The organism is Bacillus sp. FSL R10-2780, from assembly GCF_038006125.1.
Taxonomy (GTDB): Bacteria; Bacillota; Bacilli; order Bacillales; family Bacillaceae_G; genus Bacillus_A; species Bacillus_A cereus_U.
Genome location: NZ_JBBOUQ010000002.1, coordinates 201,272 through 228,063, shown reverse-complemented (window position 1 = coordinate 228,063; position 26,792 = coordinate 201,272). Strand labels below are relative to the sequence as shown.

Sequence of the window (26,792 nt, the reverse complement as noted above, 5' to 3'; positions counted from 1 at the left end):
TACTCATGTTTATTCACAATTCCATTCTATGGTTTCTTATAAAATTTCAGTAAAAGAATGTATTAATTTTGAAATGTACAAATAGGGAGAATGACTTCAACTATTGTTCCCTTATTCACTTCACTCTCAATAAATACCTTTCCCTGATGTGTTTCGATAATTTTATAACAGATCATTAATCCTAAGCCAATCCCCTCTTCCTTAATACTATAAAAAGGTTCTCCGAGATATGGTATACGTTCTTTTGGAATCCCGCACCCTTGATCGATAAAACGAATGCTTATTTGATCATTTTCAAGTTTATCAATTTGAATCAGAATTTCCCCTCCCGTTGGCATGGATTCAATTGCATTTTTTAAAATATTTACAAACACTTGTTTTAATTGATTTCCTTCACATGGAATCAAAGGAATACCAGTTGTAAAATCGATGCGAATTTGTATATTATTCATCATTGCTTGAGGTTGCAGTAGCATCAAAACTTGATCCATTAGCACACTAATATCATTGGGTTGTATCTTTACCACCTGTGGTTTAGCTACCGCCATAAATTCATTTGTAATACTTTCTATACGCTCAATCTCTGATGATACTATATTTATATAGCACTGATTATTCTCATTTTCCGTTGATTTTAGTAATTGCATAAACCCTTTCATTGCGGTTAATGGATTATTAATTTCATGTGCCATTGCAGTCGCTAATTGTCCTACGACAGCAAGTTTTTCAGATTTTCGTAGTAATTCTTCTGTTTTTAGCCGTTCAGTGATATCACGAGAAATACTTAGGAAAACTTCTTTACCATTTAAGTTAAAAATACGGACACCAAACTCAGTTGTTATTATTTTTCCTGTTGGAAAAGCATATTCATCTTGCAAAGTGAAGGAAGTTTGTCCCTCTCTAATTTTTTCTAACAACCTTACAATCATTGGTGAATCTTGTGGTACAGCATATGGAAACGGTAACGAGAGCAGTTCTTCTCTACTATATCCAAATCTTTTACAACCAACAGGGTTTACCTCAATAAATCGACTTGGAACACGATCCTCATTCAGCTCTACTACATATACTGCGTCAGTTGCTTGTTCGATTAGTGCACGGTACTTCATTTCACTATCTCTTAATTGTTGGTGTAATCGATGCCGTTCTCTTTCTGCTTGTTTTCTTTCAGAGATGTCTCTACATATTGCTGATAAAGCTATCACATTTCCTCTTACATCCAGTATAGGAGAAACCGTCAGACTGACATCAAGAAGACTTCCATCGCTACGTTGTCTAACAGTTTCTAATCTAGTAACTATGGATTCTCTCGTTAGAATTTTCTGAATATTTCTGAGTGATTCATCCATTAAGAAATCTGGTACACAAGGTAATCTCTTACCTATGATTTCGTGTGATGACCACCCAAATATATTTTCATAAGCTTTATTGGCTTGTAAAATATGCCCTTCTCGATCAGATATGGTAATAGCATCTACATTATGCTTGATAAATGATTCCAGTAATTCTTTGGTAGCTCTTAATTCTGATTCTACCTTTTTCCTTTCGGTTATATCGACTGTAGAACCAACAACTTCAATAACTTGTCCATTTCGTTTAATCGGCCTAAGCGCAATAAGAATAATAGTTTTATCATTCGGCCAGGGTAATTCAAATATAATTTCTTTCCCTTCCCACGCCTGAAGATAATACTTCATTAATTGTGGAACTAAATGGGGAGGAATAATAGAAGCATCAATAGTACGTAAACTTTTTCCTACCACCCGTTCAGAATAAATTCCGTTTTGATAATAAAACTGTCCATCACACAAAGTGTGTATAAAATGTTTATCCACTTTTTTAAATTTAAAGATACCCCCTTGAAGCTCATGTAAGGTATCTTTGAGTTCTTGCTTCGTTTTTTTTAATTCCCGATTCATTTTAGATAAGTCCTGTGTTAAATAATACAATCTCTGGTAGGCTTCCATAAGAAATAGTCCAATCAAAAGTCCTAAAGCTATATATAATAAGCCTCCAGTGTAAAGTAATGCATTATTAAAGAATACACCAACTAACCATTTTATCCCGACAAAAACAGAAAAATATAAAGATGCACTTTTAAAAGGATGAAGGTTTTTAAAATATGTTTTAAAAGTAGCAAATAAGATACCCATACCTAAATAAGCAATCACAGGAGGTTCCCAATACCCTCCAATGTAAAAGATGCGCATTATAATAATGCTAATTAACGTAATCCAACCAGCAATGCGACCAAAGTAAATAAAAGATAGAATAAGAGGAACAACTCGAAGATCGTAGGAAAATCCCATGTACGGAAAAGAAAAGAACATCAAAGTAACTGCGATGATCCCCCCATAGAATTTTTCAAAATATCGCCTGGAATGAATCGTAAACACTTGAATAAATATTGCTGCGCTAACAAGTAAAGAAAAAATAGAAAGATTGATGAAATAGTCTTTAATAATCATGTAATGTCCCTCCTTGCATTAAGTATATTCGACAAAAAAGCAGAAAATCCTACAAATAGTATAAACGGTTCAGGTGTAAAAACTTCAAAATGCATGTAAGTAATCTCTAAATCTTGGACATACTGATACTGTTACTCTAAAAAGTTGTACAATCGGTATAAATATTGAAGAATTTGTACTTCTTACAAAGATATTCTCCTTGAAGGATGTCGACATAAGATTAACATTTCGCGAAAAAGTATCAAAATGCAAACCTAAACTGAGATTAACATATCAACAGACATTAACATGTTAACCTTCAAAAAAGTAAAAATGTTAACTTCATGTCACCCTCTTGATACTAAGGATAACAAGAAACTAATACTACATGGATAAACCATAGGTTTATTAGAACAGAATTGAAATATAAAAATTTACAGAGGTTAAAAACATCAATAAATACAATGATTCCCTATTAAAATATAAAGAATGTTTCTCCATATTTTAATAAAGTATTTCGAACAAAAGGTTAATAGAACATATAGACTGTAAAGGAAAATTACATCCATTGTATCAGACCATATTTAATAAAGTAATATAATTAACATATATAGTTTTTTGTAACATGTAACTTAGAGATCTCCAATCCACTATTAGATATACAATTAAAGATTTAATACTTCTTACAAATATATTCTTCTCACAGAGTATTGATATGAGATTGACATTTCACGAAGCAGGGTCGAAATACATAACAGGAATGAGATTGACATATCGATAGGTATTAACATGTTAGCCGACAAAAGAATAAGAATGTTAATCTCATGTTGACTCTACTTAGCAGTAATGAAAATAAGACATTAACAAAACATCAATAAAACTATGGCTTTATTAGGACGAAAATTGAATTGAGAAAATCCACACTAGTTAAGAATTGCGCTTTATAAATTACTAGAAGTTTCAAGTAGAAAAATCACTAAGAAATACAGACTATCAAACAAAGCAGCGCTCATTATAGTTAATTCAATCACTAAAATAGTATTAATATGAGCAAAATTACTTTGTAATATACGGCTTAGAGGTTTCAAATCTACTCTTGGGCGAATAATTAAAGGATCATTATTTTAAATGTAGAAATCCTTCCTGTAAGTATTAACACGAGATTGACATTGTGCATAATTGGATTAGAATACTCATCATTAATGAGATTAACATATCAATAAACATTAACATGTTAATCCTCAGAACGATAAGATTGTTAATCTCATATCAACCATTCTTGATTATTGTGATAACAAGACATTGACAAAACATCGATAAGTATATGTCCTTATTAATAAAAGCGTTAATAAACCAAGATTCAAATCAGTCTTTATTGCTTATAATTAGAGACTGAATAGATCCTTCTATAAAAACTTTTTTCTTTATCGCAAACACTTAGAAATTAAGCATTACAGCTATTCAACAACAAAGCGAATGGGACCTTGTAGTGTTTCAAACTACTAATAGCCAATAACTCGACTAACTATTAGAATTTAACGCTCATATGAACCTATAATAGTTGTTATCTAAAATTACTTTACTAGTCTTGGAATCAGTTAAAAAGAGATACTATACTCTATTAGTCAAACAGGTATCTGTTATATATTCTCAAGTGTTATCTATGGAAAAGGCTCATACTACAATTATTAATAATATGGACCCTTTTAATCATATTTATACCTATTTTTTTGAAAGTTTAATGCTATATCCTCATAATTTATTTACAAATCGGTTATATTTACTTATCATTAATGTTATGTGAATAAAACTGTCAATCTCATAGCAACCATTTATAAGGATATGGGTGACAAAGGTACCTCATTAATCCTATATAACATTGATGCATTTCAAGTCCCAGTTAACAAAACATCAATATTTGGTGAGGATAGATAACGATCTGTTAATGTTCTGTTAACACTTTGAGTATAACATGTTAATCTTATCTTTCATGTTAATTTCAGATAAGAAAGGGATTCCTATTAGTACCGTCGAAAAACACTTAACATATCAATCTCACATTTCATGTTAATGTCATTTATCAGCGAAATTACATACTGCTAAGGAGGTAATACTATGATTAAGCAGGAAAATCACTCAGAACAAACCATGGTAGATGATGAGAACTCATTACACGAAGACGCTTTTGAAAAAGCCTGGCGAATAACAGAGTTTTCTAAGTTAGTAGGTAGACACCATAATACTGTTTATAATTGGTTTAATACGTTAGAAGAGAAGGGATTGCACGGGACTCTTAGAACCAATAATACAAATGAAAAGCTATATAATTCATTAGATTTAAATATAGCTCTTTTCATAAAGCAGAAAAGGGATGAAAAGTGGTCTTTAGATGCTATAATCGAACTTTTACCGCATCAATTCGAACTAAGGCCAGTATCTCCTGAAAACCACTCTAACGAAATATTATCTCAAATTGATTTTCAAGACGCAGCTGAGACAATTGAAAAATTGGTGGAACAAAAAGTTCAAGCACATTTACAAAACATCGAAATACAATTCCAAAAGAAATTTGAAAATGTATTAAAAGCATTGCCTCAACCTGAAGATCCAATTGCTATGAAAGAACGTCAAAGACAAGAGAGACTTGATAACATAATAATTGAACATAGAGCTCGTAAAGAGTTACGAAGACAAGCTGAAAAACTCTGGAATGAAAAACCTGAGGAAGAGCGTGTAAAAAAAGTTGGTTGGTTTAAAAAAGAGGAAGATTTAGCAAAAAAACACCTTTTTATAGAGAATTATTTAAACGAAAATATGATAGAGTATATGAAATCTATTATGGCATCAGAATAAAAAAGAGGCCCGGGATATTCCCAGGCCTCTTTTTTATTATTTTGATGTACCAAACATTTTGTCTGGATCCATAAATGCAGCTAATTCTTCATCATTCTCAGCATCTGCTAATGGTTCCTCATTACTAGTTCCCATATCGATGTAATCACCGAAATTAATACTGAAATCATCGTCTTGATCTTGCATTTCAATTGTATTAATTTGAGATTTTTTAAACTGAATTTGATTTTGCTTCTCTTTAAATTCATTGAATTCTTCAACTAAACCTTTAGACAAACGAGACGGTAATGCATCAGTTTTATAGAACGTATACACACTGCCCATAAAATCATTTTTACTAATTAAATACCCATTAAATACCGTACCGTTAATTGGTAATGTATTTGTAACTTCTACTTTTGCATCATCCATAAATGAATCATCAATATTCTTTTGTTCGTCTAGAATTGCAAGCATTCCAAAATGATGCACCTTTGAGGCCTCCAACTCACCATCATCGTTCTTTTTCACTAATTCTATAGGATGGTGGAAAGAGCTTCCTTTCAACGATTCTGTGAACATATCTACTATTTCTTTACTATTTTCAATTTGATTCATATTGCGGGAAATTTTATTAATAACTAGACAACCAGTTTTCTCTAATAAAATACGTTTAAAGTCCTGAGAATCTAAAATAACAGATGTTCCTGCGCCATTAGAAGCTGTATTTAATTCATGGATGATTTCACCAATGCGCTGATTGGCATAGTCTCGTGAATTAGCAATACCTTTTTTCTCATTTTCGTTTAATCCCTTAAATTCATCATAGAAATGTTGGTTATCCGCGAAAATAACGAATGCAACACCTTTTGCTGGGTCATTTGCTAACTTCCAAATCTCTTGAGAGAATTTATTTACTTGTCTTAGTACATCAGGCCCATCGGCTCTTACAGGGAGTGTCACAACAATACCCATTTTAATAAAATCTTTACGCTCAATTGCATTATTGAATGCAATTCTTGCATACTTTTGTTGATTTGCTATTAATTCCTCTCTAGGAATTTTCATTGCCATACTTTTAAGTTCTTCAGCGATTATAGGTTTATTATGAAAAGCCGAGAATTCTTCAATTGCTTTAATGATTGTAGAAGTACCTGTTCCACCGCCTAAGCCAGCAAAAAATAGAACCAATTCATCTGTTGGTCTTACACGCTCTGTGATGAATTCCTTTAACTTTTCTTTCGCTTCATCATTTGATTCTAGTACTTTTACAGCACGTTCTGGATTCTTCCCTAGTCCGCCTAATTTTAGTGATACTTGGTTACTTGTAGGCACATTTTTTAATTCGGCTAAATCACCATCGTTACTATTTAAAGCAAGACAGTTGTACACAGATGTTCCATCCGTATGCTTATATTCGGCAAATTTATCTACCATTCTAGTTCCAGCTTGACCAAAACCAACCATTGTCATTTTTACCGCTACTTCGTTTTTCAGAAAGTTCTTCGCCATTATTTTATCTCTCCTTTTTCTTATCTATTGGTTTGTTTACGTCTTCCTAGTTCAATTAACACCTGCTGTCCTCTAATTGTTGAGATTAAAAATTTATAAGGATGCATAATCTTTTCAGTTATTAATGACATTGAAGATAATGTACTAACACTTACCTCAGCTGATCTTCTTGATATATTGGTTCGTTCAACCTCTAATGAGTACGATTTTCCCTTTAATTTCTTAACTCTCCTATCAATTACAACATTACCTACTATTTCATTTATTGAGATGCCTCTCATATATTTTGTCTCTTGGTATTGTTTATTTACCGCAGATCCTATGTAATGAAATACATTATAAAGTATTTCGTCTTCTTCAAGAATGTCTGCAAACATGTTCACAACTTCATCAGGAAATTTAATTACTTTATACTTTTCGCTCAATACCTCGTTCAAGTTGCCTCCCCCTTAAAACGTTGGTTAATTATTCCTACGAATATATTACATTATTATAAAGCGTATATCAAGTCATTATATATAGCACTTACATATAAAGCGTGTAAGTATTAAAGTAGGCTGAAATGTTGATATATAAACACAAATTTATACGACGTATATGTACGATGTATGTTGTATATGTCAATTATAGGTTTCATGTAATTAACAATACCGTCTATAAAACTATAAATTCATTATTTAATTTGACATTCTTTTGAATAATCCTTTATAAAAAATATCAAATTACAAACATTTCATGTTAAAACACTTCACAAAGCATCCATACGCTCTATTCATAAACTTTATATATAAGCCGTATATATAAGCTGTATATATAAACCCTTTAAAATAAAGGTTTTGTGGCTGCTATATCAATTTCATATCAACATATTTAACATATTTCATTTCTATACACCTTATATATAAAACCTATATATAAAGTGTATATGTACAGTGTGTATAAAACATACAAAAATCATTGCTCTTTTCATATCATATGGTTTGATATGAACATTTTAGTTTAATAAAGAGATCTTCGTATTCAGCTAGATTTATTAACGATTTTTCTACTATTTAAAACCATTGATAAAGGAGATCTGTCAATGTCATGTTATAACTTCTCCTCTCAGTTATTAACTCACATAATTGCAAGTTCAATATCTCAAGTGTTAGGCTCTACACATTCACTTGTTAATCTCATATGTACACCATCTTTATAATTAACATATAGAGTCAATGTTAATAAATTTAACTAAATTTATTATATTTTTGTGTAAGTATAGATTTACTAATTGAATTATACATATTACTGTAAGCTACCAACTTAACAAAGCAATAGATACATTAAATGACGATTAGTTCTGTTCAAGAAATTGGACCTGTTGTATATTCTGGCAAGAAAGGGGAAGGGGGGATTGCTGACAAAGTGGAAAGTGATTCAGGATACATCAGAAAGTGAAGAAATGTTAAATGGACTAATTTTGTACATTGGAACCTGTGAATCTAGCAATGGTTATTAAGTTTTAGTTTGAAGAGTTAAAAGTAAATCGTATCCAATTTTCAGTTAGCGTAGAGAATGTACGTTCTCAAAAAGCTGTTGAACGAATAGGAGCAACAAAAGAGGGAACTTTTCGTAAACATAGAGTAAAGGCGGACGGAACCATTCAAGACAATATATTTTAGAGTATTATTAATGATGAATGGGAGTCAGTAAAAGAAAGATTTATTTATTAGAGAAAGCATACTGTTAGTCTCACTTCTTCTTTTTTAACGAATTCTGTCATTGTACAAGGGAAAGATGATAAAGAAAGGGATGTATACTTTAATACTCGTTGCACCATTTGGTTAAAAAGGTATCTAGATGAAAGAGATGATGAGGGGCTGTATTCGTCGTGCTTTCACGCCTGAATATTCCGAGTTTCTCCGCAATAACATTGTCAGGTGCTATAGCTTTACGCGGAAATTTTCTTTTGATACAAAGATTCTCCTGGAACGAGTCGCTAAAGAAATCACTGGGGCAAACACGATACAGATTGTAGATAGGAAAGGCGAAACACTTCGTGAAAAATGAAGCAATGCTAAGAGAAATAGAGAACAAAGCGGATACATTTTTCGGTAAGAAAAACTTTCAAACAAGCCTTATGCAATCTATTACCATACTTACTACACAATAGAAAAAAATGCCTGTCACTCCCTGAGAAATGTCGAAGCTGCAAAATTCATTCGACATTTCCAGGATAATGACAATGGATTATTTTTTATAATTCTATTTTCTGGTCACCACGTTTTTCTAGATTTTTAGCAGTTTTACTTTGGGCAACATCCTTTTGGTCTTTAAAGGTGCCCATGAGAAAATCATAGGCTGGGTTCGTGACACCATACCAGTAATTTTCATTTTTGAAGTGATGCCATAAATGAACCTTTTTCATCCATCGCCCCCATGGTGATATTGGTTGAAGGGGGCGATGCGCGATATAATGCTTCCACTCATAAAATAATAAAAAGAGCATAATACCTGCAATAAATGCGTTTGTCATGACAAAGCTGGATGAAAGAAAATAAAAAATTGCTCCTGAAATTGCAATGTTTGGCACACTATACCATAAGGGTAAAAATAATAAATGTAATTCATTCGGATTTGTATGGTGGTCATAATGTAGGCGCTTAAGCATTTTTAATAAAAATGCATTCTTTGGTGGCTTTAGATGAAAAATAAACCTGTGAGTAGCGTACTCAGCTAAAGAATACATAATCATTCCCAAAATAAAAGCACCCAAAATTCCGATAGAGGTTAAATGTAAAATCATAAATCCAATGCTAGTGAGGAAAAGACAGCTCATGATCAAAATATCAGGATAGGAAAAATATTCTTTAAAATATTTTAGTTTCATTTATCACGCCTCCAGCTTTTTTTATTTTTTTCTATCTTTCCAGAGAGCCAAGCTTTTCTCCAATGTTGTCTTACACAATCTTTCCGCTTCAATTGCATCTCCCTTTAATGCAGCTTTTAATAAGTCGTGATAATAGTTGAAGGACAACCCACGATGATTTTTTACAGAAAAATATCTTTTCGCCATATCTACATAAACGGAATCGAAGCTATTTAAAATGAGTAGAAAGATCGGATTGGCAGCAAGCCCAGCACACCTTTTTTGCAAATACCAATCAAATGCTGCATAGCTTTCTGCACTATCTTCAAGTTGCTCAAGATTGGCAAGGAGAGCAACCACTTTAGGTTGATTAAACGTAACAGCATCACGAATATAAGTCGGAGTCAACGAACTTCTAAATTCTAATAAATACATAATAAATTCATCTGTAATGGTATGATGATTCTCAACAATATTAATAAGTGTCGTTAGATTCCCATTGCTCCAATAATCATTAATAATCGCTGGCATTCCTTTTCTTCCTGTTATCCATCCACTCCTTCCTAAACGTTGAAGCGCCTCCCGAATAGTTGGGCGACCAACACCAAATTCTTTCGCAAGCTCTCTTTCCGGCGGTAAAGTACTTCCTACAGAATAAACACCAGCCAATATGGATCTAATTAATTCATTCTCAATTTTATCTGAGGAGCGTTCCTTTTCTTTCAAGCCATCGTCCCCTTTATTTTATGGTAATACATGTTAAAGATATTGGTAATACCAAAAATTATATAACGTGTTTGAATTTTCCGTCAATAGGATTCATTAAAAAAGAGGAAACCATTTTCAAAGTGGTTTCCTCCTTTTTTGCTTACATAGACTCGATTATCATTTGTCTTTCATACCATTTTGTTAACTTATCATTAACACTGTTTGAAATCCGTTTCATTTTCTTATTACAGAATCTCGATAGTGTAGCAGGGGATAAGCCTAACTCATCTGCTATTTCGCGCATTGTTCTATTTTGATGCATATGTTGGTGCATAATTTTCTCTCTAATTAGCTCCTCAGTACTTACTGTACTATGAGCTATCGTATTAATAATCACATTATTTTCTTGCTTATCCGGAGTATCAATTACCTTTTTCTTTGCCAAACTCCCGATATTATCCATTAACTCTTTTGGTGGTAAAATGATGATTCCTAATTTTGAGTAATAATTCTTAAACCAGTTCCGTTCTCCAATTCTTGATTCATCAATTTCCTCAGCGTACTCCCAATGTGAAATAACTTTTTCTTTTTCTAAATCTATTAATACATTTTCTAATTGCTCACGAATACGGTGGGGGCGTCCCTTAGCTATATTAATCCCCATAACAGACAATAGTCCTTTTTCTCCATCAATTGAATATGGTCTTTTTAAATTACTGTACTGTTGTCGAATTCTCCATTGCCAAGATAAATAGCGAATTAGTCGCTTATGGAATTTGTGTCGATAACTATTATACTCCAATGCTTTTTTAGATAATAACGCTGTTGTGCTACTAGATCCGTATAAATACATCGACAAAAAGCTACCTGGCTTTATTCTACAAGATTCAATACCTACGTAATCATTGGTATTTTTATCTCTCCAAAGAACTACAGAATCTAAAACGAAAAGTCTTTTAATTATTTCACGTTTCATTTCAAATTGCTCACCAGTTTCTGCACGATCATTTAAAACCACGACTTCATTATCGTCATTTAAATAAATAAAGATACTCGCCAAAGCAGCTATACGTTGTGCAATTTTAATTTTATCTTCTGCACGATAATACTCTATACCATTTGCTGATGCTTTTGGTATATTACACATATCTAGTACATTTTCATAGCTGAAATCAATAAAATCATCTTGAGATTTCGCTTGATTCAACCACTGTATTGTAATTGTATCTAAACAGTCTGCGGTAAGATCATCCATATTACTAATAACACCATCGACTAGTATTGACCATCTTTCTGCTTCATTAGTATTTACTAGCCTTAAATCTTCATCCTTATGTGACGATAGCTGAGCAACTCCGCTTGTATTTTTAGTTTCTAATGGTAAAACAGATACTGCTCCTACTTCATCTTCTTCAAAGTGATTCTTGGCTATACCATCTCGTAGTTGATAATATACCGCATCATTACTTACAGGATAGTAATCCTCTTGTAGGTCAATTGAATGCTCTTTTAACTTTTCATCTGTTGTATTAGATATTATAGCCGTTTCAACTTCTTCAGACGTACCTCCAAATTCTTGCTCTATTATTTTATCGAGTACATTTCGAATCTCAATTTTATATTTATCTAGATTTGCGTATATATGCAATAATGAAATCCCTTGTTCTTGTTTCTGGCCTAACCAAGAGACAAGAGCTGAAAATGAAGGGGATATATTAGCTGAAGTTACTACTTTGTCATGATTTCCCTGTACTTCCTCATAATATCTATTCCACTTTTCCCATAGCTGCGTGTTCTTTTCATACATTGGTGCAGCAAGTAAAAGGGCATCGCTAAACAACACTAATACTTTCTCCATATTCAAAAACCTCCTTACTAAGTTCCCACCAATTAGAAATATAAATTATAGAACTTGAGACGTTATAGCTATATGGTGGCAACATAGCATATAAGTTGAAACGTTATCAGAATAATCTATATCGAGAAATGATTTATCGAACAGTATTTGTCCTATCAAGTAAACATTCTTGTACTTGTATTATATAAGACTGTACTTATTTGTAAAATTACTACTTTACACTACAATCTCCATGCGGGAAACCCATTTGGTATTAAATAGTGTAAATCATACTTTTAAAGTGAAACGTAATTGTCCCTTTTCTTACAAATGAAATAAAACATTATAGCGATATGATAACAATTACTTTCTGATCAAGAAACATCGATGAAATGTCGGTTTCATCTAAAAAATTCTGAAAGTCACTCTATACAATGATGCAAATACCTCTACTTTTATGAAACACCATAGCTGCATTGTGGCAAGTTCTATTAAAAACTTGAAACGGTTTAGCTTTATGGTGGCAAGTATATTCTCAACAAAAAATGCAAATGGATTGTCGGGTTTTATCTAACAAGCATTAACGGTATTTCATACTTCGATACGAATACCTCTACTTTTTTGAAATCCCATAGCTACATTGTGGCAAGTTCTATTAAAAACTTGAAACGGTTTAGCTTTATGGTGGCAAGTATATTCTCAACAAAAAATACCGATGAATTGTTGGGTTTTATCTAACAATTCATCGGTATTTCATACTTCGATACGAATACCTCTACTTTTATGAAACCCTATAGCTACATTGTGGCAAGTACTATTGAAAACTTGAAACGGTTTAGCTTTATGGTGGCAAGTATGTTCTGAACAAGAAATACCAATGAATTTTTGGATTTCATTTAACATGAATTAACGTTATTCCATATATCGGCACGAATACCTCTACTTTTATGAAACATCATAGCTACATTGTGGCAGGTACTATTGAAAACTTGAAACGTTATAGCTATATAGTGGCAACAACTCTTTAAATATGAAACATTAACGCACTAAAATCTGTTCATATAAAAAAAATATTTTTTATTTAAATTAGTGCTAAACATTGATATAAAGCCATTCTTTAAAAAAACTAAAAAATCCCAATGAAATGCTATAGCTATATGATGGCAACAACTTTTTTTTAAAAAAACCTATGAATTCATATGTAGCAAGGGGTTAGGTACATTTCAAGCGCAATGAAACATTCATTTCAAACATGAAACGCCATAGCTTTATGATGGCAACAATCTAAAAAAAACATGAAACGTATATAGCTATATGATGGCAATAGTCCCTTGACGTAAAGTTACATAAAAACGCTATATCACAACATTTATGAATGAATTCTACACATTATTTAGTCATTTCAAAACTTGAAACGTTATAGCTATATGGTGGCAACAACTTTTAACCAAAGGCACTAAAAAACCTATTATATCAAGGTTTAGGTGCTGTTTCATTCATTTCAGATACGTTTCATATTCAAAATACCTTATAGCTTTATGGTGGCCAAAAGATTTTTTTTGTGAAACGTTGAATCCCTTGTGCCTCTAGGGCTGAGGCTGCGTTTCACATTTTTGATTTTCCTCTTAAAGAGACACATTTCACTAAGATTCGATTTGATATAATCAAAATTGAATTTTTATATCCTATTTAGGTAAAAACTGAAACTCATAATAAGAGGAGGTGAAAAAGATGGCTAAACCTTTCGTTATAAAGAACAAACGTAGTTTAAATGGTGAAACAACAACTCCAGTATTAGTAACAATTAAAGCATGGCAAAAATTAGTGGAAGCTTTAGAAGGCAAATACTATAGCTTTAAAGATACATATCTAGAAGATATCGTAAATTCAATGTCTTACGAGGAACGAATTGCAGATGAAGAAGGGTTTGTTGAAAAAGCCAAACCATCTTTTTCACTTCAAATGAAAAATCTCTTCACTAAAGCAAATGGTAGAAAGCATAAGCTATATGGTATTACTAATGCAGATCTAGAAGTATTTCTATTTCTACATAAAAAATGTAATACCTATGGTGAACTTTCTCATGTTTCCATTCACATGCTTTGGGAGGACTACAAAAACTATAAAGAAGCATTTTCACATATTCATCATTCACAATTCTATGTTGCGTTGAAAAAGCTTAGCTTACACAACATCATTGAAATTGAGAATGAGTACAGTGGTAAATATAAAATTACATTAACTGATTTTATGAACAAGGAAACGAATAAAGCGAATCCTTACACGTTTATCAGCCCAATTGTATTTACAAAAGAGTTCTTCGATTTATCCATTGCTGCTAAAAAGCTATTTATTGATATCGCAATGCAGCAAAAACGAGAAACTACTTTGAAACGTTCACTATACAAATTTGATGAACAGGGACAACAGACTCATTTGGGCGGTATGTATCGCTTCTTACATAAGAAATACCCACATCAGATACGTTCTGTAATGGCTGAATTAACAACTAAATCAACTGCTACTGGATCTTCTTTGTTTAAAATTTGTAAATTAGAAAAAGGGAAAAAGAATAAAAAGCAGTATACAACACTGTATTTATCTGTACACCCTGATTTCTTGTGTAATAAGGAAGTAGGAGAAGAGTATCGCGATCCATTTACACCAAGACTTACATATAAGCGTAAAGCTAAGTTCATTGAAGAATCGTTAGTTGAAATGAATATTGCAGAATTTACAAAAGATATAAACCAATTTGTAAATGTCTTAAAACATTCCTGTCATCGTCAAATCCGCCAAGTGATTCGTGGATTACGTGAAATGATTGATAGACAAGAGGGTTTCCCTAAAAATCTTGTTTATACACTAAGCAAATTATTAAAGCAGTCTTCTCAATATCGCGTATTAGATACGGCTGCTAAAACAGGTATTTATTCTCTGATTACACATAATGTGCCGAGAGAGAAACAAGAAGATGCGGTATTTAAATTTGGTACTCACTTCGCTATATATTCATTACAAAATGTTAAGAAGTTATTCTGTAAAGCGCATGACCTTCTTCATGCTACATATGCGGTTCCTGTGACTGAAGAAGCATACCATCGTAATTATATGCAGTATCAAGAAGAAACACTATTTAGGAAGTATGCTTTTGAGCAAGGAGTAAATGTTAACGCATATATTGCATTAGAAATTAAAATTCGTGAATTATTAAAATCTCATGGCCATAAAGAACATCATATTCCAAGTGATATTCGCGAACTGTTCATTGAAAAAATAGATAGATTGCCTAAGGAAAAAATCCGCGTAATTGAAGTTCCTAAAGACTTTAATTTAATCGATTTTCTTCATTCCTTAGAAGCTTATTACCGTAAAAATAGTGAAACACCATGCACGGTAGATCAGCTGCTTCCTGCAATGTAAAATTACATGCTCTCCTTTTTTGAAAAATCAAAGAAGGAGGGCTATTCGTGCTGAAATTAGAAATTATATTCGTACTATCCAAACATAAAAGAGAGAGATTCTTAAATTTGAGTTAGAATACCTCTCTTTTTTTATACACTTCTATACAAAATCCCTAAAATATAATCAGTAATTCACAATTTTACTTTACTTTTTTCTGAACATTCGTTCTCTTACTGGCATTTAATCTACTAAAAATCGTAAATATATATATTAATTCAGTGGATATCTTAATAATATTTTCCAAATGTGTACAATAAAATAGCTCAAAGCTTTATATATAAACGTTTTATATATAAAGCTACTTAAAATCAGAATATTTTTTGTTAATAATGTTGATTTACTGAATTATGTCTATAACTTACTTCTAAATGTTAATAAAATGTGGGTTATTTTATAGCGTATGTGGAAATCATGTTATTAATTTAAGCTAGACTGCCATTAATCTTATATACACTTTTACGCATCAAAATGATGCTGATTATATGTAGGTTAAGTAATTCAACTTTATGATATTTTGTATATTTAGAGCGGCGTAAAACGCAATAAATACATTTCCAATAAGTGTTTTTTTCGATTTTTTATGGTTCTATAACTTTGCAGACACTGTTATTACTGAGTTTGTAAGCCATTTTTCATAAGTATAATAGCTTTATCTTTATATTCTTTTTATATAAAAGATATATATTATATTAGGTTTTAACGTACTATCCGAAAAATGCGCATCTCTTGATTATCTAAAAAGTAATAGTCTTTCACTAAGTAAAAATAAATTTAAATACTTGAAGTTACTGATAGTATTATTTTATAAAAGATGTGTAATCAGTATGAAAAGGAAAATTAGTTCAAATAGAAGCATTATCAGTATGAACTAAAGGGAAGAGATGTATTAATTGCTCAGACAACAATTATACGCTGAGTTTATCCATATAGGCCTTAATTAGAAGAGACAATACAATATCATCTTAAATGAACAAACAACTCATGAGGAGTCGATAAAACCTATATTAGAGTAAAAAGAAAACTTATTTTGTCGAACAAGTCTGTCTAAGATTAAAAACACTTTATGAATAAAGTGTTTTGTTTAGCTTCATAAGCTAGAAATGTAGAAAAAATTTCTACTCTATGTTTTTATAATTTAATTTTGTATCAGAACCATCCAAAATTAAATTATAAAAATTATGGAAACCATTTGAAGTTTACAAGAGTCCCTTTGTATATTGAAAATATGCCAAGCTTCCTAAAGAAATGACAAAAAATATAGAATACTATATTTAATAAATCTTGTTTTAGAAATTAAAATAAATAAAAACATTAGAATTAATTTTTGATCTTTCATACTTACTGCAGCAAGCTATTGAAGATTTAAGCTTAGTAAATTTCAAAGTTAATCCATTGGTAAATAAATGAATATTCAGTATCTATTAAATGTAATTTCTATAGTAGAGTTACCTGGAAACTGATAACAGTTCACAGAAAACGAGCACGGCTATTGAAGATTTTTGTGTTGAAAAATACTAAGATTCTAGAAAACTATAAAAGGACATGACAAATAACCTTGCTGTATATGATTATTTTGAGCAAGGCTATTTGTCATTGGATTTTTTAAAAAATTTAGCTGTTCTCTTCTAAAAAATTAAAGAAAACAAACTCACGATTATTATTTGCACCCAAAAGCGAGCTTGTCCTTTGGGTATTACGTTTTCTACGTTCTTGATTCTGTTTAGATTTTTGATTAAACATCTTTATGAAATGCGCAGGATTGCTGTTTTCAGCTCTATTAAACTGAAACCATTGCACACATTCTTCAAAATCCCATCTTGTGTAGCGATCGATATCAGGTGGCAGTCTTAAAGCAATAATATACGCATCTTTTTCGGAAAGATATGTTAGTTCTTGACTCAAAATGTAATAATATGCCTTTTTCTGATCATCACTTAAGTAATCGTTTAAGTCATGTAATCTGTTATTAGCTTCTTTTGATTCAATATCCGAATTCTCTTTAGTTTGCTTTTCTATGCTGAAAAGGTCTATAGAAGATGTAGCTTTTATATTTTTCTTGATATCTTTATGACTTTATGGGGTATCGTCACATTGCCATCAACTTAAGAAATTAAATGTTCCCCAAAACGAAAAAAATGAACTAAATTCTCATGGACACCTATGAAAAGATGAAATTTTCGTTTTGGGGGCACTTCAAAATGTTAGCTTGATGGGCATGTGGCGGTACCCCAAATACCAAATATACTCATGAAATAATTGATCTACTTATAAAAAGTTATGTAGAAAATGAACTATCTTCGGATCAAAAAAGAAAATTCGAATTGCTGACGGAATTATAAAACAACAGAAGTACCACTACATTAGGGGTACTTTTTATTTTGTATCTTTATTGTGAATTTGAAACAAAGTTGTATACACCCTTTATCTTAAAATCAAGTTATGTTTAAATATAAATGTTAAAAATACACCAAATGAGGTAAATTCTATGAAAAAGCTTTGCACTATTTTATTCTCTATCTTTTTACTACTTATTCTCTCTAGTTGCGGACGAGATATTTTAACTAAGGATACTATTGAAGACGGGTTCACACATCGATTAGACTTTGAAAATAAGTTAAAAGAAAACGATCGTATCTATAAAGCAGACTGGAAAGGGTTTGGAATTTATTCCAAAATGGGTAAAAGTGATTGGCTGTCAAACTCCTATTCGATTACAACTGAAAAACTGGTATTTGAGGATAAGACAGCTAATGAGCAGTATCGAAAACTAATGGAAATCATCATTCGTATTGCAGACCCAAAACTCAATATTGAAGAAGTAAATAAGCTAATAGATAGTGGGGCAGACTTAAACGAGGTAAAAGATGGGAGGGGTTTCTACTACCAACTAAAGGTAGGTCAAGACCCAGTAAACAACATTGACTTTACGATTGTACCTAAAGGTGGATGATAATTGAAGAATGAATAGAAAGAGATAAGATTCTTAGTTGCGGTCTTAGTTTTTTGTTCTTTTAACTGATATCATTTTTGAAAAAAACATGTTAAGCAAAATACAATGAGCTGCCCATATCGGCAGCTCATTTACATACTTATCGTTAGCGGAAGTCATTTTAAAATTCTATGTGTCGATTTTTTCTTTGCCCTTGCGGATAAACCACCATATCAAAGCTACAAGTAGTAGGAGGAGCGGTATTCCCTGAATAAAGAGAAATCCTCCCCAAAAATCAAGTTCAGTACTATATGGAGAGTCTGTTGCCATCACACCTATAAATAAAGCCACTGGAATTGTGCATAGATTTACCCCTAAACTGACCATTATGAATGTTATATTTTTATCCTTAGTTTTTGGTGAATCAGAATTGAAGAATGAGAATACTGCAAGGCAGATTATAAAATACAGTATTACATAAAGCTGATTAAGATATCCCATAATATTCCTCCGTTATCCTAATTGTACCATTAGCAAGGCCTATTTTGTGTACATTTGGATGAATAGGATATTCATATAAAGTTAACATAACGTAACATTATCGGTAGCAAAGAAAAAGGCGAATCCTTTACTTCCATAAGGGATTCGCTTTTTTTTTTCTTTTTATCAATCTATGCAATTTTTTATACATTCCTATCATAGTGTGGGTTTTCGGGTTCTCGTTTGTTATTGGAGTAGCCAAAAAGCTGTATAAAATCTTGCATGCTCTTAGCGTGGTTTTTTTCCGAAATGCTGGCGGTACCCCTTTTAGTTCTTCATTTTCAATCCCTCAAGGATTGTTTTAATCAGCGGCAGTGATAATGACTCTAGACTTTGGTCAGAGTCGTGTATACCCCAGTGATAGATGATTCCCATTAGGCTTTGTGTGACCATTGTAGAAATGACTTCTACACATTGGTCAGTGTCAATGGATCCTTGGTCCTTAGCTTCTTCAAGTAGTGTAAGAATGATTTGAAAGAGTGAACGGTTTGAATTTAAAAAGTAAGTGTGTTCTTTTGAATTTAGAGCGGAACTATAAATGACTTTCATAAGATCTTTACCCATTTCTTCTTCTAGAAAGCGCAATAATTTCTGAGTGAAAATAAATAGTTTTTCAAATGGGTCCATACCTTTCGGGAAAGAATGGAAAACTTCTAAATAATAATTGTCGACTTCTGTGAATCTCTCTAAAAATATGTCCGATTTAGCCGAAAAGTGTTGGTAAAATGAACCTTTTGAAGTGCCGGTTTTTTTCACGATTTCGTCGACCGTTACTTTGTCATAACCCTTTTGGCTAAAAAGTTTTAAAGCTGTTTTTAAAATTTTATCGCGTGTTACTTCTCCTCTGCGCTGCTTTTTTTTTGATTCTAGCATGAAAAATCCTCCGGAAATAAATTGACAGAATATTTATATTTTTATAAAATCAGACTACAGTCTAATTATAAACAGACTGCAGTCTAGTTAACAAGTTGATATTTTATTCAAGTCTACCTCATAGATTTCGACTATTACAACGATTTCTTATTTTATTTTATTCTAACCGAAAAAGAAAGCGCTTTATAAAGAAATGGAGGGGAAATAATGAATAAAGTCATTGAGTCTAGTGAAATAAGAAAGTATTTCAAGAGTGGCGATGTAATTTTAACAGGAGGCTTTGGCTTATCAGGTACACCTTTAACGATCATTGATGAACTATTAGAAACAGATATTCGTGATTTAACGATTGTTAGTAATAATTTAGGGGATCTTGGACAAGGATTACATAAAGTATTCATGCAGGGAAAAATCAAAAAAGCAATTGGCTCCTTTTTTTCCATTAATAAAGAAGCGGTAATAGCCTGGTCTAAAGGCGAGCTTGAAATCGATTTGCTGCCTCAAGGTACATTAGCTGAAGCAATTCGCTGCGGCGGTGCCGGAATAGGTGGTTTTTACACAAGAACCGCCGTTGGTACTGAATTAAGCAAGGGCAAAGAGGAAAGAGAAATTGATGGAGAGAGATACATTTTTGAAAAGGCTATTAAAGGTGATGTCGCTATTATAAAGGCGGATAAAGCAGATCGAATTGGAAATTTAGTGTACCATACGACAGCTAGAAACTTTAACCCTATGATGGCTACAGCTGGAAAAATAGTCATTGCCGAAGTTAATGAAATTGTTGAAGTTGGTGAGCTGGACCCAGAATTTGTTGTGACGCCTCATGCGTATGTGGATTATGTCATCCAAAGCAAATATTCAAAGATAGGGAGTGATTATGTTGAGTCAAGGTAAAAGACAAATTATTGCTAAGAGAATTGCCGAAGAATTAGAAGATGGACAGATTGTTAACCTAGGAGTTGGAATTCCTACTTTGGTTGCTTCCTATTTAGGTGATAAAGAGGTTTATTTACAATCTGAGAATGGATTGTTAGGTATGGGACCTTCTCCGGCAGAGGAGAATTTAGATATTGATTTAATTAATGCAGGAAAAGAACCGGTTACCTATTTGAAAGGTGCATCATTTTTTAATAGTGCTGATTCTTTTGCTTTGATTAGAGGTGGTCATATTGACGTAGCAGTTTTAGGCATACTTCAGGTGGATGTTCATGGTGAAATTGCAAACTGGGCCGTTCCGAATCAGCCGATTTTAGGCGTTGGTGGAGCGATGGATTTGGTGACAGGAGCAAAAAAGGTTATTGTCGCAGCTACCTTGTTTGCAAAGGATGGAACGTCTAAATTAGTCAAGGAATTATCATATAAAACTAGCGGGATTCGAAAAGTAGATTTATTTGTTTCCGATTACGCTATTTTTAAATTTACGGATAAAGGCGTAAAAGTTGTAGAAATGATGGAAGAGATTTCAATACAAGAATTAAGTGAAAAGGTTGGTTTTGATTTAGAGTATTTGAATGATTTAACACTCGTAAGTAATAAGTGAAGTATGGAGGGCAACACATGGACAAGCAAAGAACAGTTATTGTGACAGGTGCGGCAGGCGGTTTGGGTAGAGCAATCGCAAAGGAATTTATTAAACAAAATGACTTTGTTTATGTAGCGGATCTTAATAAAGGGGCTGCAGAGGAGACCGCATTTTCGCTGGGGGAAAATGCAAAAGGAATTTATTTAGATGTTACAGATGAAGCTGTTATTCAATCAACCATTGCGGACATTTTGAAGGAGAGGGGATCGATTGAGGTTTTAGTAAATAATGCCGGAATTCAATATCGTGCGCCATTAGAGTCATTCCCTTTAGAAAAATGGAACTTGCTTATGGATGTCATGCTGACAGGTGTATTCCTAATGACAAAGCATGTTTTTCCGCATATGAAGAAAGAAGAGTACGGCAGGATTGTGAATATTTCATCTGTTCATGGGAAGATGGCCACACCGGAAAAAGTCGCCTATGTTGCTGCCAAGCATGGCGTGATAGGCGTAACAGGTGTAACTGCCCTAGAGGGAGCGCCATATAAAATAACGGCTAACTCGATTTTACCTGGTCCAGTGAAAACAGAATTGCTAGTTAAGCAGCTTGATAGCTTAACAGAAAAAGGAATGACGGATAAAGAAGCGCTTGAGGCTATTATGTACCCAAGGCAAGCGATGAATCGTTTTATCGAACCAGAAGAGGTTGCTTCTGGCGTCGCTTATTTAGCATCAGATGCAGCAGGCGGTATTACAGGAGAACATATTAAAGTCGCAGGCGGTATGTAATAAAAAAAGAGGAGGAAAAATAATGGAAACTTATATTGTTGACGGAGCAAGAACAGCCTTTGGTACTTTTGGCGGGGCATTAAAAGATGTGACCGATATCGATTTGGGTGTAGCAGCAACGGAAGAGGCATTGAAAAGAAGCGGAATTCAAGCTTCTAATGTAGATGAAATCATATTTGGAAATATTATTCATACAAGCAGCAGCTCTGCTTATTTAGCCAGACATATCGGTTTAAAAAGCGGCATGGCAGAGTCATCATCTGCGCTTACACTTAATAGATTATGCGGTTCGGGCATGCAGTCTATCGTATCTGCCGCACAGTCCATTGCTTCTGGGGATGCAAAAGTAGTTGTCGCTGGAGGAACCGAAAATATGAGCTTATCACCGCATGTATTAAGAGGCACGCGCTTCGGCTCACCAAATAAAGCACCAAAAGTTGATGATATGTTATGGGAAACATTAACAGATAACTACGTTGGCTGTGGAATGGGGATGACAGCTGAAAACTTAGCTGAAAAATATTCAATTTCCCGAGAAGAGCAGGATCAGTTTTCTGTGGAATCACAAGAAAAGGCCATTGCAGCAAGAGATAGCGGCCGTTTTGCAGAGGAAATTGTTCCGATTAAGTTAAAAGACAGAAAAGGCAAGGAAGTCATTTTTGATACGGATGAGCATATTCGTGAAGGTGCATCTGTAGAAGGTTTAGAAAAATTGAAGCCCTCTTTTAAAAAGGATGGGACTGTTACACCAGGGAACGCGAGCGGCATTAATGATGGTGCAGCGGCTGTGTTAGTCGCATCTGAGGAGTATGTGAGTGAACATAACTTAAAGCCGCTTGCGAAAATTGTATCATGGGGTGTTGCAGGAGTTGACCCGAGCATTATGGGTATTGGCCCCGTACCAGCAAGCAGAAAAGCATTAGAAAAGGCTGGTTTAAGCTTAGAGGATATTGGTTTGTTCGAATTTAATGAGGCATTTGCTTCACAATCTATTGCTGTAATTAAAGAGTTAGGTGTCGATAAGGAAAAGGTGAATGTGAACGGAGGTGCTGTTGCATTAGGCCATCCTGTAGGCGCAAGCGGTGCTAGAATCACCTATTCTTTAGCACTTGAAATGAGGAAAAGAAACGTTAAATATGGATTAGCTTCGCTTTGTATTGGCGGCGGACAAGGCATTGCCATTATTTTAGAAAATGTACAAAGCTGATGAAACAGATAGGGGGGAATTTGATGAATCAGAATATTAAGGCCATAGAAAAAAGTACAATCCGTAAAACGATGAAACGCATTCTTCCAACTATATTAATTCTATATGTTGTTGCTTACTTAGACCGGGTAAACTTAGGCTATGCTGCTTTACAAATGAATGCAGAATTAGCTTTATCTGCTGAAGTTTTTGGTCTTCTTTCCGGTATTTTCTTTATTGGCTATTTCTTTTTTGAAGTCCCAAGTAACATGATTATGCATAAAGTCGGGGCGCGCATTTGGATTGCCCGGATTATGCTTTCATGGGGAATCATAGTAATCTTAACTGGTTTCGCGCAAACGACGACACATTTATACACCCTGCGTTTTCTATTAGGTGTTGCTGAAGCCGGATTTTTCCCTGGAATTGTTTTGTATTTAACTTATTGGTTTAGAGCCCGTGAAAGAGGACGAGCAACAGCTGCATTACTGCTGGCTTTACCGATAGGCGGCCTAATCGGCGCACCAGTATCAACGTGGATTATTGATAACATATCTTGGCTCAATATGTCAGGATGGAGATGGATGTTTATCCTTGAGGGCATCCCGGCCATTATCTTAGGTGTTCTTACTATTTTCTTCTTAACAAATAGACCTGAAAAGGCAAAATGGTTATCAAAGGAAGAAAGAGATTGGCTGGAGGGCGAATTGAGTGCTGAACGGCAAGCAAGTTCAAAAGTAAATAAAGTCTCAAAACTAGACATGCTGAAGGATTCAAAGGTTTGGAAGTTATCTATGCTATATTTTGCTGTTTATACAGGTATCTATGGCTTGTCATTCTGGATGCCAACCATCATTAAGTCCTTATCAGAAAATGCCACGACCAACTTAGAAATAGGCTGGTTAGCCATGATTCCTTCATTAGTAGGTATTCCGGCTATTATATTTGTCGGATGGTATTCGGATCGAACGAATGCGTACAAACAACATTTAATTGTTTGCTTTATTATCTCAGTATTGGGCTTTATCGGATGTGGCTTTTCAGAAAGCGCCTTTATGATGGTACTTATGTTAACAATTACATCTGCCGGATTATATGGATTTACTGGATGTTTCTTTGCCTACATGACATTTTTCTTCACCGAGTCTACTGCACCTGTTGGTATCGCTTTAGTCAATTCATTTGCGGCATTAGGCGGATTTGTAGGACCGATGATTCTTGGATCTGTAGCATTTACCCTTGGAATGTTTATTTTATCAGGATTACTAATAATCGGCCTTTTCACATTAATTACATTAAAATTGACAAGTAATAATAGTGTGGACACTGTCAAAGAAACACAGCCAATTGTTAATCAATCATAACGGATAATATTTAAAAGGACGCTAATTGTTGGTTTGGAATAAAGTTTGATCAAAAATGTTTTGCAAATCCTTATATTAGTGAGAAGCAAAAAGAAACCATTTTGAAAAAAGGTTACTCAAAATGGTTTCTTTTCTTTTTGAATGGATTCTCCGTTTTATAAAAAAGTTTGATCAAAACTCATTTTAAGGGTACCGTCACATACCTATCAGGCTAAGATTTTAAGACATCCCCATAGCGAGAATTTCACCTTTTTACAGTTATTTATGAGAATTCGGCTCATTTTTTCCATTTTGGGGAACAATCAATTTCTTAAGTTGATGGCGATGGGGTCCCGCCAACTAATTGACATAAAACCCTCTTATCAGTAGTTAGTCTGCCTAAGTTCAAATGAGAATAAGTTCTTTTATTTTCTTTAAGCATAAGATGTAAAAGAATATGAAAAATTTATAAAAAGTAGGTGCAAACATGACATTAGATTCTCACCGTATTATAGGTTTCCCTAGAATAGATATACCAGTTATCCATAACCTTAATTTCTAATACTTTATATTTGAATATATATGATAATAGATAAGGTTAACCCTTGCATTACCTGTTAAAGTCATCTTATCTATTGCCATCTATTAACTTGTACCAACTTTCTTACATAACATTATTTATTCATAGCAAACCAATAGTGACTAGAGCTATATCTTTTATTGATGTACATTTTAGTTAATTTAAAATAATTATTAACTTAGGAGGATTTCAATTTTAGTAAGGGGGATCATATTTTAAAGTGATTTTTTTATTTAAATCCCCCTAATTGCCTTCCTCCGACTTGAACCATCTTAATTTTAATAATATGTATTGGACTCCCATCCAAATATTATTTTCCCATGTTAAGTTATATTGTACATTTATTGTTTCATCTGATTGTTTGTTTTCCATAACAAAGTAATTGTGACCTACTTCAATTACTTATTTCATTTGCGATGGTGTAATATGGTCTAGCCATAGAATACCATCATATTGTTCAATTGGATTCATTATTTCTTCAGATTCTTTCAGACCCCAGTATCTTCCCGCAGTAGGAGAGAAGCAACCATACCTACTTTCCACTTTTTAAACACATATTTCCCCTCCATTAATATATTTTTAGAAAAATAGAATGTTCATCCAAATATTTACTATTTTTCTCTCGTGTTTATAATACTTAATAATATCAAAATTAACAAGTTGAATATTCATAATATTTTATATTAAAAGAATTATGTTTTCTCATTTTGAAATGAAAAAAGAGAGCCGCAGCCCTCGATGCTTCCTTGAAAACGAAAGTAAGAAACTTCAGCAACAAGAGCAAGCGAAATACGATGCGGATAAAGCGAACGAGAAGAAATTCTTATTCCATCAACAAAGCATGATTGCCGATAGCAACATTAAGAAAGCTAATTTTGATAATTACAAACCTACTAGCGAGGAAGGAGCGAAGAACCTTGAACTTGCAAAGGTCATCGCAACGGATTATCTCAATGAGAAGGTGTTTAACACGATTATGGCCGGGAATTGTGGAGCAGGGAAGTCAGTTGTCTTCGTTACAGTTGGTGAATTGCTACGAAAGATTAAAAGTACGTTTAACAAAGATTCCTCCTTAACCGAGGATTCAATCATTCGAAGTTTAGTAAGAGCGGAAGTATTAATAGTCGATGATTTAGGAGCAGAGTTAGGTGCGTTAGATGCCAATACAAAAGCGACAAACTTCATTAATAGAGTTCTATTCGATGTTTTCGATGGTAGATAAGGTAAATCTACTATATTCACTACAAACCTTACAGGTGAGCGTTTAGAGGGCGCGTATGACGAACGAATTGTATCGCGTATCTTCAACAACTTTAAAACGCTTGTTTTCAAAGATACAAAGGATTATAGAAGGAAGGCATTGCCATTTTAAAAGGGGG

Annotated in this window: 16 protein-coding genes and 4 pseudogenes; 10 read left to right on the top strand and 10 right to left on the bottom strand. The window is 33.2% G+C overall.

What is annotated here, in order from left to right; all coding sequences use genetic code 11:
- Positions 1-62 precede the first annotated feature (62 nt).
- Positions 63-2,468, bottom strand: a complete 2,406-nt coding sequence (locus NSQ47_RS26205) for a PAS domain S-box protein (RefSeq protein WP_341038589.1) — start codon at positions 2,466-2,468, stop codon at positions 63-65.
- 2,094 nt (positions 2,469-4,562) lie between these two features.
- On the opposite strand from NSQ47_RS26205, the gene NSQ47_RS26200 reads away from it, so the two are divergent.
- On the top strand, positions 4,563-5,300 hold the full coding sequence (locus NSQ47_RS26200) for a terminase gpP N-terminus-related DNA-binding protein (RefSeq protein ID WP_341038587.1): 738 nt from the start codon (positions 4,563-4,565) through the stop codon (positions 5,298-5,300).
- 36 nt (positions 5,301-5,336) lie between these two features.
- On the opposite strand, the gene NSQ47_RS26195 is transcribed toward NSQ47_RS26200, so the two are convergent.
- Together NSQ47_RS26195 and NSQ47_RS26190 are read right to left on the bottom strand one after the other, a co-directional pair.
- Complete coding sequence (locus NSQ47_RS26195; protein ID WP_341038585.1) at positions 5,337-6,791, bottom strand: cell division protein FtsZ; 1,455 nt, start codon at positions 6,789-6,791, stop codon at positions 5,337-5,339.
- Between the two features lie 20 nt (positions 6,792-6,811).
- On the bottom strand, positions 6,812-7,228 hold the full coding sequence (locus NSQ47_RS26190) for a hypothetical protein (RefSeq protein ID WP_098395112.1): 417 nt from the start codon (positions 7,226-7,228) through the stop codon (positions 6,812-6,814).
- A 1,302-nt stretch (positions 7,229-8,530) separates the two neighbouring features.
- Between NSQ47_RS26190 and NSQ47_RS26185 the strand changes: the two are divergent.
- Positions 8,531-8,647 (top strand): annotated as a pseudogene (locus NSQ47_RS26185) (integrase); the annotation flags it as partial.
- Positions 8,648-9,027: 380 nt separating this feature from the next.
- Here NSQ47_RS26185 and NSQ47_RS26180 read toward each other — a convergent pair.
- The 3 genes from NSQ47_RS26180 to NSQ47_RS26170 all read right to left on the bottom strand — a co-directional run bounded on the left by NSQ47_RS26180 (position 9,028) and on the right by NSQ47_RS26170 (position 12,205).
- Positions 9,028-9,660, bottom strand: coding sequence for a sterol desaturase family protein (locus tag NSQ47_RS26180; protein ID WP_341038583.1), 633 nt, complete (start codon positions 9,658-9,660; stop codon positions 9,028-9,030).
- Positions 9,661-9,681: 21 nt separating this feature from the next.
- Positions 9,682-10,365, bottom strand: coding sequence for a GntR family transcriptional regulator (locus NSQ47_RS26175; RefSeq protein ID WP_341038581.1), 684 nt, complete (start codon positions 10,363-10,365; stop codon positions 9,682-9,684).
- A 142-nt stretch (positions 10,366-10,507) separates the two neighbouring features.
- Positions 10,508-12,205: an XRE family transcriptional regulator gene (locus NSQ47_RS26170; protein WP_341038579.1), complete on the bottom strand. Its 1,698-nt coding sequence runs from the start codon at positions 12,203-12,205 to the stop codon at positions 10,508-10,510.
- A gap of 1,710 nt (positions 12,206-13,915) precedes the next feature.
- Here NSQ47_RS26170 and NSQ47_RS26165 point away from each other — a divergent pair.
- Positions 13,916-15,607, top strand: coding sequence for a hypothetical protein (locus NSQ47_RS26165; protein WP_078203804.1), 1,692 nt, complete (start codon positions 13,916-13,918; stop codon positions 15,605-15,607).
- Between the two features lie 1,653 nt (positions 15,608-17,260).
- Here NSQ47_RS26165 and NSQ47_RS26160 read toward each other — a convergent pair.
- Positions 17,261-17,719, bottom strand: a pseudogene (locus tag NSQ47_RS26160) (Replicase RepFR55); the annotation flags it as partial.
- 415 nt (positions 17,720-18,134) lie between these two features.
- Between NSQ47_RS26160 and NSQ47_RS26155 the strand changes: the two are divergent.
- Entirely contained in the window at positions 18,135-18,599 is a 465-nt protein-coding gene (locus NSQ47_RS26155) for a hypothetical protein (protein WP_341038577.1), read from the top strand.
- Between the two features lie 168 nt (positions 18,600-18,767).
- On the opposite strand, the gene NSQ47_RS26150 is transcribed toward NSQ47_RS26155, so the two are convergent.
- Positions 18,768-19,079 (bottom strand): hypothetical protein, encoded by a 312-nt coding sequence (locus NSQ47_RS26150; RefSeq protein ID WP_341038575.1) that lies wholly within the window; start codon positions 19,077-19,079, stop codon positions 18,768-18,770.
- Positions 19,080-19,385: 306 nt separating this feature from the next.
- Entirely contained in the window at positions 19,386-19,991 is a 606-nt protein-coding gene (locus NSQ47_RS26145) for a TetR/AcrR family transcriptional regulator (protein ID WP_341038574.1), read from the bottom strand.
- A gap of 207 nt (positions 19,992-20,198) precedes the next feature.
- On the opposite strand from NSQ47_RS26145, the gene NSQ47_RS26140 reads away from it, so the two are divergent.
- The 5 genes from NSQ47_RS26140 to NSQ47_RS26120 are packed head-to-tail and all read left to right on the top strand — an operon-like array spanning position 20,199 to position 24,854.
- Complete coding sequence (locus NSQ47_RS26140; RefSeq protein ID WP_341038572.1) at positions 20,199-20,885, top strand: CoA transferase subunit A; 687 nt, start codon at positions 20,199-20,201, stop codon at positions 20,883-20,885.
- Entirely contained in the window at positions 20,869-21,531 is a 663-nt protein-coding gene (locus NSQ47_RS26135) for a 3-oxoacid CoA-transferase subunit B (RefSeq protein WP_341038570.1), read from the top strand. The genes NSQ47_RS26140 and NSQ47_RS26135 overlap by 17 nt, the downstream gene beginning before the upstream one ends.
- A 17-nt stretch (positions 21,532-21,548) precedes the next feature.
- Positions 21,549-22,304 carry a 3-hydroxybutyrate dehydrogenase gene (locus NSQ47_RS26130; RefSeq protein ID WP_341038568.1) on the top strand — a complete coding sequence of 252 codons (756 nt, stop codon included), beginning with the start codon at positions 21,549-21,551 and terminating at the stop codon, positions 22,302-22,304.
- Positions 22,305-22,323: 19 nt separating this feature from the next.
- Entirely contained in the window at positions 22,324-23,511 is a 1,188-nt protein-coding gene (locus NSQ47_RS26125) for an acetyl-CoA C-acetyltransferase (RefSeq protein WP_341038620.1), read from the top strand.
- A 23-nt stretch (positions 23,512-23,534) separates the two neighbouring features.
- Entirely contained in the window at positions 23,535-24,854 is a 1,320-nt protein-coding gene (locus NSQ47_RS26120) for an MFS transporter (protein ID WP_341038564.1), read from the top strand.
- A gap of 961 nt (positions 24,855-25,815) precedes the next feature.
- Here NSQ47_RS26120 and NSQ47_RS26115 read toward each other — a convergent pair.
- Positions 25,816-25,935: pseudogene (locus NSQ47_RS26115) on the bottom strand (erythromycin esterase); the annotation flags it as partial.
- 172 nt (positions 25,936-26,107) lie between these two features.
- On the opposite strand from NSQ47_RS26115, the pseudogene NSQ47_RS26110 reads away from it, so the two are divergent.
- Positions 26,108-26,785 (top strand): annotated as a pseudogene (locus NSQ47_RS26110) (ATP-binding protein).
- Positions 26,786-26,792: the final 7 nt, after the last annotated feature.

What these genes read in the sequence shown, in the direction of transcription:
- NSQ47_RS26205 (WP_341038589.1), bottom strand. Translation starts at nt 2,468, where the DNA reads ATGATTATTAAAGACTATTTCATCAATCTTTCTATTTTTTCTTTACTT.
- NSQ47_RS26200 (WP_341038587.1), top strand. Translation starts at nt 4,563, where the DNA reads ATGATTAAGCAGGAAAATCACTCAGAACAAACCATGGTAGATGATGAG.
- NSQ47_RS26195 (WP_341038585.1), bottom strand. Translation starts at nt 6,791, where the DNA reads ATGGCGAAGAACTTTCTGAAAAACGAAGTAGCGGTAAAAATGACAATG.
- NSQ47_RS26180 (WP_341038583.1), bottom strand. Translation starts at nt 9,660, where the DNA reads ATGAAACTAAAATATTTTAAAGAATATTTTTCCTATCCTGATATTTTG.
- NSQ47_RS26170 (WP_341038579.1), bottom strand. Translation starts at nt 12,205, where the DNA reads ATGGAGAAAGTATTAGTGTTGTTTAGCGATGCCCTTTTACTTGCTGCA.
- NSQ47_RS26165 (WP_078203804.1), top strand. Translation starts at nt 13,916, where the DNA reads ATGGCTAAACCTTTCGTTATAAAGAACAAACGTAGTTTAAATGGTGAA.
- NSQ47_RS26155 (WP_341038577.1), top strand. Translation starts at nt 18,135, where the DNA reads ATGAAAAAGCTTTGCACTATTTTATTCTCTATCTTTTTACTACTTATT.
- NSQ47_RS26150 (WP_341038575.1), bottom strand. Translation starts at nt 19,079, where the DNA reads ATGGGATATCTTAATCAGCTTTATGTAATACTGTATTTTATAATCTGC.
- NSQ47_RS26145 (WP_341038574.1), bottom strand. Translation starts at nt 19,991, where the DNA reads ATGCTAGAATCAAAAAAAAAGCAGCGCAGAGGAGAAGTAACACGCGAT.
- NSQ47_RS26140 (WP_341038572.1), top strand. Translation starts at nt 20,199, where the DNA reads ATGAATAAAGTCATTGAGTCTAGTGAAATAAGAAAGTATTTCAAGAGT.
- NSQ47_RS26135 (WP_341038570.1), top strand. Translation starts at nt 20,869, where the DNA reads ATGTTGAGTCAAGGTAAAAGACAAATTATTGCTAAGAGAATTGCCGAA.
- NSQ47_RS26130 (WP_341038568.1), top strand. Translation starts at nt 21,549, where the DNA reads ATGGACAAGCAAAGAACAGTTATTGTGACAGGTGCGGCAGGCGGTTTG.
- NSQ47_RS26120 (WP_341038564.1), top strand. Translation starts at nt 23,535, where the DNA reads ATGAATCAGAATATTAAGGCCATAGAAAAAAGTACAATCCGTAAAACG.